This window comes from Paucibacter aquatile (assembly GCF_002885975.1).
Taxonomy (GTDB): Bacteria; Pseudomonadota; Gammaproteobacteria; order Burkholderiales; family Burkholderiaceae_C; genus Paucibacter_A; species Paucibacter_A aquatilis.
Map to the genome: position 1 here is coordinate 2,352,220 of NZ_POSP01000003.1, position 15,595 is coordinate 2,367,814.

Sequence of the window (15,595 nt, forward strand, 5' to 3'; positions counted from 1 at the left end):
GAGTCCTAGTTCAATGGGGCTTTTCAGCAGAGCCCGCATCGGCTGCTGCAGTCGCGAGTTTTGAAAATGATAACGAAACTTGCGCCCCGGTCACCGCTTGCGCCTCGTCGCCCTGCTCATGCTGGTTGCTGACGCGAATGCGCGCCCCATGTTCATCGGCGATTTTCTTGACCACCGCCAGCCCCAGGCCGGTGCCCTTGGACTTGGTGGTCACATAGGGTTCGAAGGCGCGTTTGAGCACTTTCTCGGCAAAGCCTGGGCCGTTGTCGGTGATCTGCAGGCGCAGGGAGCGGGGCTCGCCGGCCTCGGTGAAAGCCTGCTGCGTGCGCACCAGCACCTGGCCGTCGGGCTGCTCCTGCACAGCGTCGAGCGCATTCTGTACCAAATTGTGGATGACCTGGCGCAGCTGGGTTGGGTCGCCGAGGATGCGGCTGGCCTCGGGCGCCAGTTCGGCGCGCAAGCGCCCTTGCTCCTGCGCCTCGGCGTACAGCGTGAGCACCTCGGCCACCAAGGCGTTCAGATCCAGAGCCTTGAGCTGGGCCGAGGGCAGGCGGGCGTAGTCACGGAACTCATTGACCAGCTGCTTCATGGACTGCACCTGGTTGACGATGGTGGCGACCGAGCGCACCAACATGGCCTGATCGGCGCCCTCGAGCTTGGCCTCCAGCTTGTGCTGCAGGCGCTCTGCCGAGAGCTGGATGGGGGTCAAGGGGTTCTTGATCTCATGGGCCAGGCGTCGCGCCACCTCGCTCCAGGCGGCCGAGCGCTGGGCCGAGACCACCTCGGAGATGTCGTCGAACACCATCAGCCGCGCACCTTGCGGCAGCGGCGCGCCACGCACCAGCAGGGTCAGCACATCGTGGCTGGCATCGAGCTGCAGCTCAAAAGCATCCTGCCAATGGTCACGCTCGCCGTTCTCGGGGTTGACCTGTTCGAAGCGCTGCCACACCGCCTCGGCAAACGCCTCGAGATGGGGTACCTCGCCCAACGGCCGGCCTTGGTAGACCGACAGCGGCAGGCGCAGGATGCGGGTGGCGCCGGGGTTGACGGTGTCGATGCGGCGCTCGGCATCGAACACGATCACCCCGGCCGTCAGGTTGTCGAGGATGGTTTGCAAATGGGTGCGGGCGCTTTCCAGCTGCGCCACGCTGCGCTCGACCATGGCGCGCGCCTCGGAGAGCTGCTCGGTCATGTCGGCGAACGAGCGGGTCAGCCCCCCCAGCTCATCGCGCGAGCTCAGCATGGGTTTGCGGCTGAGGTCACCCTGGGCCACCTGTCGCACGCCATCGGCCAACAGCAGCAGAGGCCGCGCCAGCTGATTGCCGAAAGCCACGGCGATCAGCACCGCCGCGAACACCGCCAGCACCAGCACCAGGGTCAGGGTGCCAAGGTACATGCGGCGCAGGCCATCGCGCTCGAGCGCGCGCTGCTGGTACTCGCTGCTGGCGTTCTGCACCGCCAAGGCATTGGCCAGCACCGGGGCGGGCACCCGCTGCACCACCATCAGAAAGCGCTCGGTCGAACTGACCAGGCCCAAGCGCAGATCGACATTGGGCAGCTGGGCGATGGCGCGGATGCGGGCCTGGCCTTGCAGGGCCAGGGCCTCGTCTTCCAAACCTTCGAGATGGCTGACCACCCGCGTGTTGCGCGCCTGGCGCAACAAGGCTTCGGCCGGCCGATCGGTCACCAGCGAGCTGGTATCGCCGCCAACCGACAGCAGGATCTGGCCATTGCTGGCCACCAAGGCCACGGTGCGAGCGCTGAGCTGCTCGCGCAGCCGCTCCAGCACCAGAGGCTGGGGCAGGCTGCCCGCCTCGCCCAGGCGCTCGGCGGCATCCAGGGTGCGGTTGCCGAGGTCGTTGACCAGGCCATCCAGCGTGCCGCGGCCGAGGTTCAGACCTGCCTCCAGGGCCGAGGCCAGGCGCACATCGAACCAGCTGTCGATGCTGCGATTGACGAACTGGTAGGACACGCCGTAGATCAACAGACCCGGCACCATGCCCACCAAGGCAAAGATGCCGGCCAGCTTCATCAGCAGCCGGCTGCCGAACTTGCCGCTGCGCACCCGCAGGAACAAGCGACCGGCCGCGCCCACGATCACCAGCAGCAGCAGGGCCGCCACGCAGGCATTGAGCCAGAACAGCCAGACATAGTGGCGCTCGAAAAAGCCGCGCTGGCTGGTGGCGCCGATGGACAGCAAAAAGGCCAGCACACCACAAATGCCGGTGATGATCACCAGGGCGATGATCCAGGCCCAACGCGCCTTCTTGCTCATGGTGCGGGAGCAGAGGTACGAGGGCTGAAGTCCGGATTCAGGCCGAAGACTCGTTCAACCCCCAGGTTCCAGCCCTGGCCAGCGCTGAGCCCGATCTGCATCGGTTTGGGCAGCTGTGAGGTGTCGAGCCGGTAGGCAAACTCAAGATAGTGGCTGCCGTCTTCGTCCAGCTCGCGCGCCTCGGCAATGCGCCAGCCCGAGACCCCGCGCAGCGAGGCCAGGGCATCGGGCAGGTTGTTGAAGCTCTGCGTCAGACCACCGGAGCTGACCCGGTACTGGCGCGTCAGCGCATACCAGTACAGACGCCAGCCACGTGACACCTTGGACACCCGAGCGTCGCGCCAGTACCAGCGCTTGCGCTGCAAGGACACCTCGGCCACGAAATAGAGCGACACGCCCTTCATCAGCGCATCCTCGGCCGCACGCGGCAGCTCGAAACGGGTGCTGAAACTCAAGTCCAAGCCCTCTTCCGTTCGGCTGGTGGAGATGCCGGTCAGATCCACCCCCTCGGCCCGCGCCGCCGGGGCGGCCAGCGCCAGGCAGACGGCCATGAGCAGCGCCGCGCCGAAGTGGCACAGCAGTTGCCAAGCCGCCGAGGCGGGCTTGGGCTGGAGGCAGCAGCGGTGAACGGGGGCGGGCGAACTCAAGAGCAAGAGGGCGAAGGCGCGATAAGAACCAAGGAATCCAGGGCGGGAGTGCCGGGCACGCCGGGCTCAGGCGGCCCGCTTGCTCAGCACAGCGTAGAAGAACCCGTCGAACAAAGCCTCGGTGCCTGGTGAAGCTGACGCAGATGCGTCGGGCGGGGCCCCGTCCGGCGGCGCCCCATTGTGTGCGAGCGGCAGCAGGTGTCCGGTGACTGCCTGCAGCGCGGGGCGCAAGGCGTCGGATTGGCGTTGCAAAAATGCATCGACCTGCTGCTCCCCCTCGGCCTTGAACAGGGAGCACGTCGCGTAGACGAGACGCCCGCCCGGTTTGAGCAGGGGCCAGAGCGCGTCCAGCAACTGCGCCTGGATGGCAGCCAGTTGGGCGATATCACTCGGCCGGCGCAGCCAGCGCACATCGGGATGGCGGCGGACGATGCCGGAGGCGCTGCAGGGCGCGTCGAGCAGGATGGCATCGAAAAGCCGTCCATCCCACCAGGAGGCCGTGTCGCGTGCGTCCACGGCCTTGAGCTGGGCCTGCTGGCCCAGTCGCTGCAAATTGTCCTGAACCCGGCTCAGTCGCTGGGCGTCACTGTCCAGCGCCAGCAGATCCAGATCGGCCAGCTCCAGCAAATGCGCCGTCTTGCCGCCCGGGGCCGAGCAGGCGTCCAGCACGCGCGCGCCGGCAGGCAAGGCCGGCAGGCCGTCCTGGGCGAGCACGGTCAAGGGTCCGGCCAGTTGAGCGGCCGCATCCTGCACCGACACCGCGCCCTCGGCAAAACCCGGCAGGCTGCTGACCGGCACGGCGCGCTCCAGCACCAGGGCTTGCGGCGCCAGCGGACCCAGGACCCGGGCGGCAATGCCGGCCGCTTGCAAGCGCTGCAAATACTCCGCCGTGCTGCCCTGGCGCGCATTGACGCGCAAGGTCATGGGCGGGTGGCTGTTGTTGGCCAGGAGCAGCTGATCCCAGACCTCGGGCCAATCGGCCTGCAGCTTTTCGATCCACCAGCGAGGGTGGTTGTAGCGAGCCACCTCGCCGGCCGTGCCGGCTTCGGCCGCGGTCACCTGGGCTTGCAGATCGGCACGTTCGCGCAAAAAGCGGCGCAAGACCGCGTTGACGAAGCCGGCGCTGGCCGGCATGCGCTTGCGCACCGCGCTGACAGCCTGGTCCACGACGGTGTGATCGGCATACGGTGCGGAACCAGGGCCACCGCCCTGATCCCACAGCAAGGCCAGGGCCGTCAGCAGCAGGCCCTCGACCTTGGGCGGCGGGCTCTTCGGCGCCAGCACGGCGCGCAACGCCTCGGCCGCGCCGAGATGGCGCAACACATGAAAGCTCAAGGATTGGGTGCCTGGACGCAGCTCGGCCGGGCATTGCGCCAGCAGCTCGGTCAGCGAACGCCCCGCTCGCACGGCTTGCACGGCGTCCGCCACCTGGAGCAGCAATTTGTGCAGCGGTGGCGCCAGCTTGGCCGGGGCGGGGGAAGAGGAAGCAACAGAGGATGGTTTCGCAGTCGGGCTCACCGCTTCAGTGTAGGGGAGCAGGCCCTCCAAGCCGGCAGGCAAGACCTGGCACTGCAAGGACTTTGCAATCCGGACACAATGCCCCATTGCACCGAACAGCGAGAACACCCCATGACCGGCGTCCTGCCTGCAAACCCCACTCCCCGCGACGAGCGCGAGCTGGCCGAGCTGCCCGCCTCGGAGCGCGTGCGCTACCGCCTGGTCGGCGCCGGCTGCCGCCACCACGCCAATGACAACATCGCCGATTTCATCAAGGACGGCGAGCTGGACGAGATCCAGGCCGAGGTCCAGGCCAAGCTGCAGGAGGTGCTGCGCGCCCTGGTGATCGACACCGACAGCGACCACAACACCCAGGACACCGCCAAGCGCGTGGCCAAGATGTTTGTGCGCGAGGTCTTCAAGGGCCGCTACGTGCCCATGCCGCCGGTCACCGAGTTCCCGAATTTCACCCGGCTCAACGAGCTGATGATCGTGGGCCCCATCACCGTCCGCAGCGCCTGCTCGCACCACCTCTGCCCCATCATGGGCCGGGTCTGGATCGGCCTGCTGCCCAACGAACACTCCAACCTGATCGGCCTGTCCAAGTACACCCGCATCTGCGACTGGATCATGAGCCGCCCGCAGATCCAGGAAGAGGCTGTCACCATGCTGGCCAACGAGTTGCAGGAACGCGTGCAGCCGGACGGCCTGGCCATCGTCATGGAAGCCGATCACTTCTGCATGCACTGGCGCGGGGTCAAGGACACGGAAACCAAGATGACCAACAGCGTGATGCGCGGCGCCTTCCTCAAGGACCCGAATCTGCGCCGCGAATTCCTGTCCTTGCTGAGCAAGAAGTAAGTCGAAACCGTCGAAGACGTCGAGCACAGCGTCGGCGTCAGCCCCACCGGAGCCCTCCCCATGCTAGTTCGTCTTCTCTACGCCAGCCGCGCCCACAGCCCCATGGGCGATGCCGAGCTCAGCACCATCCTGAAACAGTCGCGCGAGCACAACCCCGCCGAAGGCATCACCGGCCTGCTCTGCTACACCGACGGCATCTTCATGCAGGTGCTGGAAGGCGGCCGCGATGCCATCAACGCCCGCTACAAGCGCATCGTCAGCGACAACCGCCACCACGACGTGATCCTGCTCAGCTACGAAGAGGTGGGCGAGCGGGAATTCGCCGGCTGGTCCATGGGCCAGGTGAATCTGCAGCGCCTCAACCCCGGCCTGGTGCTCAAGTACTCCGAAACCGCCAAGCTCGACCCCTACCGCATGAGCGGCCGCGCCTTGATGGCCCTGTTCCACGAGCTGGTCAGCTCGGGCGCCATCGTCTGCAGCTGAGGCGGCGTTCGGCATTCAGCGGAGACTCGCTGGAAGTCTTGAATGGGCTTCTGCGTTGCGACAGTGTCCCGGTCAACATGGCTTGGCGAGAAAAAAGCTGAGATGGCCATCTTTCGCTGAGCTCTTCAAGTCAGCGAAGCCGCAGTCCATGGAAAAGGGGCAACAAGACCCCTTCGCATGAACCGAGGTCCGTAAAGACGACTCAGCCCGCCTTGTGCTGCTTGCGGCGGCGCACCCAGGCGCCCATGCCGGCCAGGCCAGCGAGCATCAGGGCGTAGCTCTGCGGCTCTGGCACGGCGGCGATGGCGGCTACGGCCGCGACGCCGAGGTCGGGTTGGTCGGTGAAGAAGCCGTCCATGCCCAGATCCACAAAAGCCTTGATCTGGCCGGTCAGGTCGCCGAAAGCGGCGGGGTCGGCGCTGCTGTCGAATTCATTCGGCAGAAAGGCATTCTCGGCGCGGAAGGTCCAGCCATGCACGATCAGACCGCGCTGGTGGGCATTGGCGATCAGCTGGGTGGGGGCACCGAGCTTGCCATTGGCCAGGGCAATCATCAGATTGGTGTTGGAGCCCACGCCATCGGCATAGCTCTTGATGAAGTCCAGGCCGGCAGCGGAGGCCAGTTCGGCGTAGCTGCGGTTGTCGTCAAAGGGGCGGCCGCTGCCGTTGAGCAGCTGGGCGATGCGGATGTCGGTCTTGCCGTTGATGTACTGCAGATTGCCGACTTCGAAGGACTGGATGAACACCGGCGCGTTGCGGTCGTTGCCGTAGTTGGCGTGCAGGGTCTCGACCAGCTTGTCTTCCATGCGCTTCAGACCGTTGGCATCGGTGAAGTTCTTGAAGTAGGTCGGGTGCTTGGTCTCGGGATAGATACCGATGGTGCGGCCGGTCTCGATGGACTTGGCCTTGGCCAGGTCGATCACGTCTTGCAGGGTCGGGATCACGAACTGGTTGTTGTAGCTGTTGTTGCCGGTGCGCAGATCGCGCAGGCGTTCCTGGGCGCGGATGTCGCTGCGGATCTCGGCGGCCGTGAAGTCTTCGGCAAACCAGCCACCGACCTTCTGGCCGTCCACGGTCTTGACCGTCAGGCGGTTGGCGTACTTGCTCAGCTCCCAGACATTGGTGCTGCTGTCGGTGCGGTTCAGCACCGGCGCACCGTTGACGAGCTTGATGCTGCCATCGGCATTCAGGTCCACACGGGCCAGCAGAGGCTCGTGGCGGGCCAGCAGCTCGCCGTCCTTGGTCATGACCAGATCGGGCTCGATGAAGTTGGCGCCCTGGGCGATGGCCAGGCTGTAGGCCTCCAGGGTGTGCTCGGGGCGGTAGCCCGAGGCGCCACGGTGGCCGATGACGATGGGGGCGTCACCGCTCAGGGTGTTCCATGCTTGGGCAGGCAGGGCAGTGCCCAGGCTCAGCAGGACGGCAAGGCTCAGGACAGAGGCTTTCATGAGGTGGAGCTCCAGAGAATGCAAAGAGGAAAGAAGCCGGCAGCATGGAAGCCGGCGATGACGCGGCCATGAAATGAGCCGCTCTGCGCCCTGGTCCGAACGGCTCACGCCCGGCGCTTGCTAGAGTGCGCGCCATGAGCACCGATGACTTGAGCTGGCACCAGCTGGAAGACGTGGACGCGGCCCAGCTGCTGGCGTTTGAACTGCAGCACCGCGCCTTTTTTGAAGCGCGCATCAATGCCCGCGCGCCGTCCTACTACCGGCTGGAGGCCGTGCGTGCCTCGCTGGACGAGGCACGCGCGCAGCGCCTGGCCGATCAGGCCTACGGCTTTGTGCTGCAGTTGGGCGGCGAGATCGTCGGCCGCATCAATCTGACGGCCGTGCAGCGCCAGCATTTCAACCGCGCCCAACTCGGCTATCGCATCGGAGAACCCTGGCAGGGCCGCGGCATCGCCAGCCGGGCCGTCGCCCAACTGCTGCAGCGGGCGCGTGCCGAGCTGGGCCTTTGGCGCATCGAGGCCGTGGCGCGGGCCGGCAATCTCGGCTCGGTGCGTGTGCTGGAGCGCAATGGCTTCACGCCCTACGGCCGCACGGCGCAGAGCATGTGCATCCAGGGTGAGTGGCATGACCAGATCCTCTTTGAGTGGCGCAGCGGCGAGGCGCCGCATCTGCAGCCAGCGCCGGTCTGATGCCACTCGAATCAACAACCCTTGCCCAGTTCCCCATGCATCCCCTGAAACGCCTGCTTGCCTATGCCCAGGGCCACCGCCGCGAGATCCGTGCGGCCACGCTGTACTCCATCCTCAACAAGTTCTTCGATATCCTGCCCGAGGTGCTGATCGGCGCCGCGGTCGATGTGGTGGTGCGCGGCGAGCAGAGCTTTCTGGCCAAGAACATCCTGGTCGGCGTGGGCATCACCGACACATGGCAGCAGCTGCTCTTCCTCGGTGCGCTGAACATGGTGGTGTGGATGGGCGAATCCTGGTTCGAGTTCCTGCTGGAGTTGAAGTGGCGCGGCCTGGCCCAGAACATCCAGCATGAGCTGCGCCTGGACACCTACGGCCATGTGCAGAAGCTGGAGTTGGCTTACTTCGAAAATCAGCGCACCGGCTCGCTGATGTCTATCCTCAACGACGACATCAACCAGCTCGAACGCTTTCTCAACGGCGGCGCCAACCAGATCATCCAGGTGGTCTGTTCCTCGCTGATGGTCAGCGCGGTCTTCTTTGCTCTGCAGCCAGGCCTGGCCCTGATCGCCCTGCTGCCGGTGCCGGCGATTTTGTTCGGCACCTTCTGGTTCCAGAAGCGCCTGGCGCCGCGCTATGCCGAGGTGCGCGAAGCGGCCGGTGATGTCTCGGCCCGGCTCAACAACAACCTGCTGGGCCTGGCCACCATCAAGGCCTTTGCCACTGAGAAGCTGGAGGCCGATCACATCGCCCAGGCCAGCCAGGGCTATCTGGAGTCGAACGCCCGTGCGATTCGCCTGAGCTCGGCCATCACCCCGGTGATCCGCATGGGCATCCTGGCCGGCTTCACCGCCACCCTGGTTTACGGCGGCTGGCTGACGATTCACGGCGATCTGGCCGTGGGCGCCTACTCGGTGCTGGTCTTCCTGACCCAGCGCCTGCTCTGGCCCATGACCCGCCTGGCCGAGGTGGCCGATATGTACCAGCGCTCCATGGCCGCCACCCAGCGCGCCCTGGGCTTGCTGGACACCCCCATCCGCATTGCCTACGAGGGCGAGCATTTCCCGGTGGCGCAGGCGCGCGCGGCCCTGCGCTTCGAAGGCGTGGGTTTTGCCTACGCCGAGCAGCCCACGCTGCAGGACCTGAATCTGGAGGTGCCAGCCGGCCAGACCGTGGCCTTTGTCGGCAGCACCGGCTCGGGCAAGTCCACCCTGGTCAAGCTGCTCTTGCGCTTCTACGAACCGCAGCAAGGCCGCATCCTGTTCGATGGCCGGCCGATCTCGGAGCTGAATCTGCAGGACCTGCGCCGCTGCATCGGCTATGTCGCCCAGGACAGCTTCCTGACCGACGGCACCATCGCCGAGAACATCGCCTACGGCATGGCCGAGGCCAGCGACGCGCAGATCCATGAGGCCGCGCGGCTGAGCGAAAGCCTGGAGTTCATAGCCCGCCTGCCCCTGGGCTTTGCCACCCGCGTCGGCGAGCGCGGCCAGAAGCTCAGCGGCGGCCAACGCCAGCGCCTGGCCCTGGCCCGCGCGATCTTGAAGAACCCGCCGCTGCTGATCTTGGATGAGGCGACCAGCGCCGTCGACAACGAGACCGAGGCCGCCATCCAGCGCTCGCTGAACGTGGTCAGCCAGGGCCGCACCACGCTCGTCATCGCCCACCGCCTGTCCACCGTGCGCCAAGCCCATTGCATCCATCTGCTGGAGCATGGTCGCATCGTCGAGAGCGGCACGCATGAGCAGCTGTTGGCGCAGGGCGGGGCCTATGCGGCGCTGTGGCGCTTGCAGACGGGCGAGCTCTGAGCGGCGCCGGAGGGCGCGCTGAACTTCAAGGTTGAGCTTCAGGGATGGGGCAAGGCCTGCCGCAGCTCGGGCGGCAGGTCGGCGCCAAACCATTTCAGGGCCAGGCGTGCCAGCTCGCCCTGCTGGCGCAACTGCTGCAGGCCCTGGCTCAGCTGGTCCAGCGCGGGCTTGGGCAGATTGCGCCGGGCGAGCAGGTGGTAGGGCTCGCTTTGCAGCGCCGGCAGCAGCACCCGGACCTGGTGCTGCACGCCCATGCGCTGCACCGCGAACCAGGCATTGCTGAGCGGAAAGTAGAAGAAGCGCCCGCGCCCGGCCAGCAGCATGCGCAGATTGGCCTCGGTCGTCAGCCCGCGGGCGTGCAGATGCAGGCCGCCCTTGGCCTGCAGCAGGGGCAGGCGTGAACTGTCGTAGTTGAGCAGCACCAGGCCTTGCTCACCGAGCGCCCGCAGCGCCTCCCAGCTGCGCACCTCGACCGGGTCGTCGGCACGCGCCAGCAGCACATAGGGCATGTTGTAGAGCTCGGGCTGCACGAAGACGAAATCCTGGTCGCGCTCCTCGGTGTGGGTGAGCGCGCACAGCAGGTCCAGCTCGCCGCTCTTGACCTGTTGCAGCAGGCGTTTCTGCGGCAATGCCTGCTCGACCAGCTGGATCTTCAAGCCCGAGCCGCGCTGGTTCAGCGCCGCGATCACATCCGCGCAAAAGCCGCTGTGCATCTGCGGGCCATGCTGCAGCCATTTCGGCGCGCCGCCCTGTTCGGCCGCCGTGCGCAAGAGGTAGCGGATGTTGGTTTCACCGTGCGGGGCGGCATGGGCCGTGGTGCACAGGCTGCCCGTCAAGGCCCACGCCGTCAGCCATGCCATGCAGGCACGGACTGTGACGGCCGGGCGCCCTGCCGCTACGGGAATCATTCCCGCCGCCGTGTGGCCGCGAGGCGGAACTTGGCCATGTGGTTCACCAGGGTCTGCGCCTGCTGTTTCAGGCCCTCGGCCGCGGCCGCCGATTCTTCGACCAGCGACGCGTTCTGCTGCGTCATCTGGTCCAGATGGCCGACGGCCTGGCCGATCTCGCCCAGGGTGCTGGCCTGGGCGCTGGTGGCACTGGAGATCTCGGCCACGATATGGGTCACGCGCTGCACGCTCTGCACCGCATCGGCAATGGTGGCGCCGGTGGCGCTGACCAGCTTGCCGCCGGCCTCCACCTTCTCGGCCGAGGCGCCGATCAGGCTCTTGATCTCACGCGCCGCCTGCGCGCAGCGCTGGGCCAGGGCCCGCACCTCGCTGGCCACCACGGCGAAGCCGCGCCCCTGTTCGCCGGCACGGGCCGCTTCCACGGCCGCATTCAAGGCCAGGATGTTGGTCTGAAAGGCGATGCTGTCGATGACATTGGTGATGTCGGCAATGCGGGCCGAGGACTGCTGGATGTCGGTCATGGTGTCCACCACCTGCTGCACCATGGCGCCGCCGCGGTCGGCCACGGCCGCAGCCGATTTGGCCAGCTCGTCGGCCTGACGCGCGGCCTGGGCATTGGCCTGCACGCCTTCGCGCAGCTGCATCATGGCCGCCCCCGTTTGCTCCAGGCTGCTGGCGGCCTGCTCGGTGCGGTTGGACAGGTCCATATTGCCGCTGGCGATCTCGCTGGAGGCCATCTGCACCTGCTCGGCCACATGGCGCACATCGGCAATCGTGGCGCCCAGCTGGGCGCGCATCTGGTCCAGCGATTCGGCCAGCTCGGCCAGCTCATCGCGGCCCTGCACGACGACCGCCTGGCTCAGATCGCCCTCGGCGATGCGCGCGGCCATGTCGCGCGCCTGGTCCAGCGGCGCGGTGATGCTGCGGGTGATGGACAGGGCGATCCAGACGCCGCAGGCGGCCGCCCCGATCAGCAGGCCGGTGATCAGCCGGAAGGCCGATCGCGCCTGGTCCTCGGCCACATCGCGGGCCTGTTGCAGCTCCTTGCGGCTTTGCTCGGCATAGCCGTGGATGGGCTCCAGATAGGCCTCCATCGCCGGGATCAGCTCGCCCACCACACGGGCGCGCACGTCGGTGCCGGCGGCTCTTTGCTTGCCGATGTCGTCGCGCAGCTCCTGGTAGCGCTTGCGGGCCTGGTCGATCTGGGCCTTGATGCGTTCGCTTTCCGCGGATTTGGGCAGGTTGCCCAGGGCGTCCTGAATCTTGTCGACCCGGGCGCTGACTTCCTTGGACTTGGCGGTGAAGGCCTTGACGAAATCGGCATCGTCCGACCAGATGGTGATGATGCGGCGCTGGATGTTCGATTCGGTCAGCCCGGCCCAGCTGCGCGCCAGGTCCAGGGCTTCCATGTCGACATTGACCAGGCGGTCGATCCGGTCGTTGAGCTGCTGGATGCGCCAGATGCCCAGCGCCGATCCGGCCAGCAACAAGCTCATCACCAGGGCAAAGCCCGTCAGGACGCGCGCTTTCAGGCGCATCGATTGCACGACAGCAAGCATGGGGTGTCTCCTTCGCAGTCTCAGCTGCGGACTTCGGGGTTCGTTGTGTTGCTCGCTCCCTGCGAACACTCTATCGCGCGAGGGGCGGCAAGCCCAGCCCCATCGACACCATTTCAGAACCCTGAGATCGACATCCACATGCCTTCTCTTGAGCGCGCGCTGCGCCGCCGGTGCGCTCTGCAGCTTGTGTCGACTTCAATCGACAGCAGCGCTGCGCCGCGGCTTTCGTTTCAGGCCAGGCCGCGCGTTTGCGCCATCAAGCGCGTCAGGCCCAGCATGCCATCGGTGAAGGGCGTGGGCAGCTGCAGGTGGCGGCCGATCTCGCTGACGGCGCCGACCAGCGCATCCAGCTCCAGCGGGCGGCCCGCTTCCACATCCTGCAGCATCGAGGTCTTGAAAGCGCCCAGTTTGCGCGTCACGGCATGGCGCTGCTCGGGCGTCTGCTCGACGGCGCAGCCGATGCGCGCGCCGATGGCGGCGGCCTCCAACATCACATTCGTCACAAAGCCACGCACCAGCTCGTCGTCGAGGATGCGGTCGCAGGTGGCGCCGGTCAGGGCCGAGATCGGGTTCATGGTCACATTGCCCCAGAGCTTGAACCAGATGTCGCGCTGGATGCGCTCGGACACCGTGGCGTTGAAGCCCGCGCGGCACAGCAGCGCCGCCAACTCGCTGATGTGCGCCGGCTGGCCGCCGGCCGGGTCACCGAGGATGAGCCCCGTGCCCATCACATGCTTGACCAGGCCGGGCTCGGGCGTGGCACAGCTCGCGTGCACCACGCAGCCGATCACGCGATCGGCCGGGATCAGGCCGGCCACCACACCGCCGGGGTCCACCGATTCCAGGCGCAAGCCCTCCGCCTCGCCGGGCAGGCCTTGGAAGAACCACCAGGGCACGCCGTTCATGGCCACCAGCACGCGCGTCTGCGGGCCCAGCAAGGCCTTCACCGCGGGCGCCACGCTGGCCAGGGCCGGGCCTTTGACGGCCAGCACGATCAGGTCGGGCTGGCACAGTTCCTCAGGCTTGTCGCTGGCGCGCAGCGGCACCTGGATGCGCTCGCCGCTGATCAGGTCCATGCGCAGGCCACCGTGCTGACGCAGGGCGGCCAGGGTGGCGCCGCGGGCCAGGGCGCTGAGTTCGACCTCGGCACCCAGATGTTGCCCCACATGGCCGGCGAACCAGCCTCCGATGGCGCCCGCGCCGACGATGCAAATCTTCATAGACAAATCTCAAACCACCCAGCGAGGGCGGTACAGCAATCACAACGTGGGCAGTCTCGCACAGGGGCGGCGCCGGATTCCTGCGTGGCGCCGCCCGGGTTCAGCGGGCCTGCAGGGCGCGCCAGCGCCGCTCCTGCACGGCGATGGTGATGAGGTAGACCGCCACCACCACGGCCGGAATCGCCACGAAGCGTTGAGCCGGGAAGGCGTACCAGGCGCCCACGCAGAGCAGGGCCCGGGCGATGGCGTGGAAGGCACCGATCCAGTGCTGGATGATCCAGCCGTAGGGCAGCCACATCAGGCCGGCCAGCACGCCGAAGCTCAAAGGCAGGGATTCGTGGTTCTGCGAGGCCCAGGGCAGGGCGATGGTGAAGACCAGCAGGCTCATCAGCATGCCGGCCATGAAGAGGCGATCGAACTCGTTCCTGGGCCGGCCTTTGGCGAAAAAGTTCTCGCCGGTCAGACGCGACAGCCCCATGCCCAGATAGAAGATCGAGCCGGTTGCGATGTAGAGCGTCACCACCGCCTGAAACGGCGTGCCCAGAGCGCCGACCAGGCCGATCAGGCCCCAAGCCAGGGTGCCAGCCAGCGGCATGGCCAGGCCGCGGCGGTGGCTGAACTCCTCGCGCTGGGTCTCCAGGCTGCGCTGCTCGGTGAGGGGGCTGTGAACGGTCATGGCGTCTTCCTTGCTTGACGGGATCGTTGATGGCGCCATGGTGCCGGCCGAGGTGAAGCGCTGTGGCAATGAGGCGACGAATCGACAGCTGCCGGGATGCGAAGACCGGGAGAGCGATGAAGGGTGGCCCGGCTTGCGACAATGTGGGCCCCCTGTCCAACGCTCCGCAGCCCCCGTTGGCCCTGCCGGGCTCGCCGGGCTCGCCGATGATGTCGATGAATGAGTCTTCTGTGTCTGATGCGCCGCGCCTGCCATTGAGCGGCCTGCGCGTGATCGAGTTCACCCACATGGTCATGGGCCCGACCTGCGGCATGGTGCTGGCGGACCTGGGGGCCGAGGTGATCAAGGTCGAGCCTCTGGCCGGTGACAGCACGCGCCAGCTGCTCGGCTCGGGCGCTGGCTTCTACCCGCTGTTCAATCGCAACAAGCTCAGCCTCAGCCTGGACGTGAAAGACCCGCGCGGGCTGGAGATCGTGCTCAAGCTGGTGGCTGGCGCTGATGTCTTCAGCGAGAACTTCAAGAGCGGCACCATGGAGCGCCTGGGCCTGGGCTATGAGGCCTTGAGCAGCCTGAACGAGCGCTTGATCTATGTCTCGCACAAAGGCTTTCTGCCCGGGCCCTACGAGCACCGCACGGCGCTCGACGAGGTGGTGCAGATGATGGGCGGCCTGGCCTATATGACCGGCCGCCCCGGCGACCCGCTGCGTGCCGGCAGCAGCGTCAACGACATCATGGGCGGCATGTTCGGCGCCATCGGTGCCCTGGCCGCCTTGCAGCAGCGCCACCAGACCGGGCGTGGCCAGCAGGTGCAGTCCAGCCTGTTCGAGAACAACATCTTCCTGGTCGCCCAGCACATGATGCAGTTCGCGGTCACCGGCAAGCCGGCGGCGCCCATGCCCGAACGCATCTCGCCCTGGGGCATTTACGACGTCTTCACCGTGGCCGGTGGCGAACAGATCTTTCTGGCCGTGGTGGGCGACACGCAATGGGCCACCTTCTGCCAGGCATTTGACTTTGCTGATCTGCAGATGGATGAGCGCCTGCTGACGAACAATCTGCGCGTGCTGGCGCGCGAGTGGCTGATCCCCGAGCTGCGCCACCGCCTGCTGCCGCGCGCGGCCGCAGAGATCGCCGCCGTGTTCGAGGCCGCCGGCCTGCCCTTTGCTCCCATCACCCGGCCCGAGCAGCTGATGGACGACCCGCATCTGCTGGCCACCGGTGGCCTGGCCCCCATGACCCTGCCCGACGGCCGCGCCACCCGCGTGCCCCTGCTGCCCCTGAGCCTGGACGGCGAGCGCCTGGGCCTGCGCCGCGACCCGCCGCGCCTGGGTCAGCACAGCCGCGCGCTGCTGCGCGAGCTGGGCTATGCCGATGCGGCCATCGAAACCCTGGTCAGGGAGGGCGTGCTGGGCGTGCAGGGCGAGGCGGCACCGGCCGATTTGGGATGACTTGCGCCTGGCTTGGGGTGAACCGACCCGCGTTGCGGTGAAGCCTGGCGTCGGCTGCGGTAAGGTGCGGCCATGGAGAA

13 protein-coding genes are annotated in these 15,595 nt (G+C 67.0%); 5 read left to right on the top strand and 8 right to left on the bottom strand.

The genetic code is table 11. The features are described 5' to 3' along the window. Nucleotides 1-10: 10 nt before the first annotated feature. The 3 genes from C1O66_RS13340 to rsmB all read right to left on the bottom strand — a co-directional run bounded on the left by C1O66_RS13340 (nt 11) and on the right by rsmB (nt 4,440). Entirely contained in the window at nt 11-2,275 is a 2,265-nt protein-coding gene (locus C1O66_RS13340; protein WP_102768329.1) for a sensor histidine kinase, read from the bottom strand. Next, the gene (locus tag C1O66_RS13345) at nt 2,272-2,922 is read right to left on the bottom strand and encodes a DUF4390 domain-containing protein (RefSeq protein WP_133155206.1); all 651 of its coding nucleotides are present in this window, start codon (nt 2,920-2,922) and stop codon (nt 2,272-2,274) included. The genes C1O66_RS13340 and C1O66_RS13345 overlap by 4 nt, the downstream gene beginning before the upstream one ends. 66 nt (nt 2,923-2,988) lie before the next feature. Then, on the bottom strand, nt 2,989-4,440 hold the full coding sequence (gene rsmB / locus C1O66_RS13350; protein ID WP_243392791.1) for a 16S rRNA (cytosine(967)-C(5))-methyltransferase RsmB: 1,452 nt from the start codon (nt 4,438-4,440) through the stop codon (nt 2,989-2,991). Nucleotides 4,441-4,551: 111 nt separating this feature from the next. Here rsmB and folE point away from each other — a divergent pair, with 111 nt between their 5' ends. Together folE and C1O66_RS13360 are read left to right on the top strand one after the other, a co-directional pair. Beyond that, complete coding sequence (gene folE, locus C1O66_RS13355; RefSeq protein WP_102768331.1) at nt 4,552-5,280, top strand: GTP cyclohydrolase I; 729 nt, start codon at nt 4,552-4,554, stop codon at nt 5,278-5,280. A gap of 60 nt (nt 5,281-5,340) precedes the next feature. Continuing rightward, nucleotides 5,341-5,763, top strand: a complete 423-nt coding sequence (locus tag C1O66_RS13360; RefSeq protein ID WP_102768332.1) for a BLUF domain-containing protein — start codon at nt 5,341-5,343, stop codon at nt 5,761-5,763. Between the two features lie 202 nt (nt 5,764-5,965). Here C1O66_RS13360 and C1O66_RS13365 read toward each other — a convergent pair whose 3' ends face one another. Continuing rightward, nucleotides 5,966-7,210, bottom strand: a complete 1,245-nt coding sequence (locus tag C1O66_RS13365) for a glycerophosphodiester phosphodiesterase (protein ID WP_102768333.1) — start codon at nt 7,208-7,210, stop codon at nt 5,966-5,968. A 134-nt stretch (nt 7,211-7,344) separates the two neighbouring features. Between C1O66_RS13365 and C1O66_RS13370 the strand changes: the two genes are divergently transcribed. After that, nucleotides 7,345-7,899: a GNAT family N-acetyltransferase gene (locus tag C1O66_RS13370; protein WP_102768334.1), complete on the top strand. Its 555-nt coding sequence runs from the start codon at nt 7,345-7,347 to the stop codon at nt 7,897-7,899. 35 nt (nt 7,900-7,934) lie between these two features. Then, nucleotides 7,935-9,704, top strand: a complete 1,770-nt coding sequence (locus C1O66_RS13375) for an ABC transporter ATP-binding protein (protein WP_102768335.1) — start codon at nt 7,935-7,937, stop codon at nt 9,702-9,704. A gap of 38 nt (nt 9,705-9,742) precedes the next feature. On the opposite strand, the gene C1O66_RS13380 is transcribed toward C1O66_RS13375, so the two are convergent. From C1O66_RS13380 to C1O66_RS13395, 4 genes are all read right to left on the bottom strand, one after another. Next, nucleotides 9,743-10,564, bottom strand: a complete 822-nt coding sequence (locus C1O66_RS13380) for a substrate-binding periplasmic protein (RefSeq protein WP_165794600.1) — start codon at nt 10,562-10,564, stop codon at nt 9,743-9,745. Between the two features lie 44 nt (nt 10,565-10,608). Beyond that, nucleotides 10,609-12,171: a methyl-accepting chemotaxis protein gene (locus tag C1O66_RS13385; protein ID WP_102768337.1), complete on the bottom strand. Its 1,563-nt coding sequence runs from the start codon at nt 12,169-12,171 to the stop codon at nt 10,609-10,611. 230 nt (nt 12,172-12,401) lie between these two features. Further along, a complete protein-coding gene (locus tag C1O66_RS13390; protein WP_102768338.1) occupies nt 12,402-13,391 on the bottom strand; it encodes a 2-dehydropantoate 2-reductase in 990 nt (329 codons plus the stop codon). Between the two features lie 100 nt (nt 13,392-13,491). Next, the gene (locus tag C1O66_RS13395) at nt 13,492-14,067 is read right to left on the bottom strand and encodes a DUF7010 family protein (protein WP_102768339.1); all 576 of its coding nucleotides are present in this window, start codon (nt 14,065-14,067) and stop codon (nt 13,492-13,494) included. A gap of 209 nt (nt 14,068-14,276) precedes the next feature. On the opposite strand from C1O66_RS13395, the gene C1O66_RS13400 reads away from it, so the two are divergent. Further along, complete coding sequence (locus C1O66_RS13400) at nt 14,277-15,515, top strand: CaiB/BaiF CoA transferase family protein (RefSeq protein WP_102769639.1); 1,239 nt, start codon at nt 14,277-14,279, stop codon at nt 15,513-15,515. Nucleotides 15,516-15,595 lie beyond the last annotated feature (80 nt).

Excerpts from the sequence above, each read along its gene's own strand:
- C1O66_RS13340 (WP_102768329.1), bottom strand. The coding sequence starts at position 2,275 with ATGAGCAAGAAGGCGCGTTGGGCCTGGATCATCGCCCTGGTGATCATC.
- folE (WP_102768331.1), top strand. The coding sequence starts at position 4,552 with ATGACCGGCGTCCTGCCTGCAAACCCCACTCCCCGCGACGAGCGCGAG.
- C1O66_RS13360 (WP_102768332.1), top strand. The coding sequence starts at position 5,341 with ATGCTAGTTCGTCTTCTCTACGCCAGCCGCGCCCACAGCCCCATGGGC.
- C1O66_RS13365 (WP_102768333.1), bottom strand. The coding sequence starts at position 7,210 with ATGAAAGCCTCTGTCCTGAGCCTTGCCGTCCTGCTGAGCCTGGGCACT.
- C1O66_RS13370 (WP_102768334.1), top strand. The coding sequence starts at position 7,345 with ATGAGCACCGATGACTTGAGCTGGCACCAGCTGGAAGACGTGGACGCG.
- C1O66_RS13375 (WP_102768335.1), top strand. The coding sequence starts at position 7,935 with ATGCATCCCCTGAAACGCCTGCTTGCCTATGCCCAGGGCCACCGCCGC.
- C1O66_RS13380 (WP_165794600.1), bottom strand. The coding sequence starts at position 10,564 with ATGGCATGGCTGACGGCGTGGGCCTTGACGGGCAGCCTGTGCACCACG.
- C1O66_RS13385 (WP_102768337.1), bottom strand. The coding sequence starts at position 12,171 with ATGCTTGCTGTCGTGCAATCGATGCGCCTGAAAGCGCGCGTCCTGACG.
- C1O66_RS13390 (WP_102768338.1), bottom strand. The coding sequence starts at position 13,391 with ATGAAGATTTGCATCGTCGGCGCGGGCGCCATCGGAGGCTGGTTCGCC.
- C1O66_RS13395 (WP_102768339.1), bottom strand. The coding sequence starts at position 14,067 with ATGACCGTTCACAGCCCCCTCACCGAGCAGCGCAGCCTGGAGACCCAG.
- C1O66_RS13400 (WP_102769639.1), top strand. The coding sequence starts at position 14,277 with ATGTCGATGAATGAGTCTTCTGTGTCTGATGCGCCGCGCCTGCCATTG.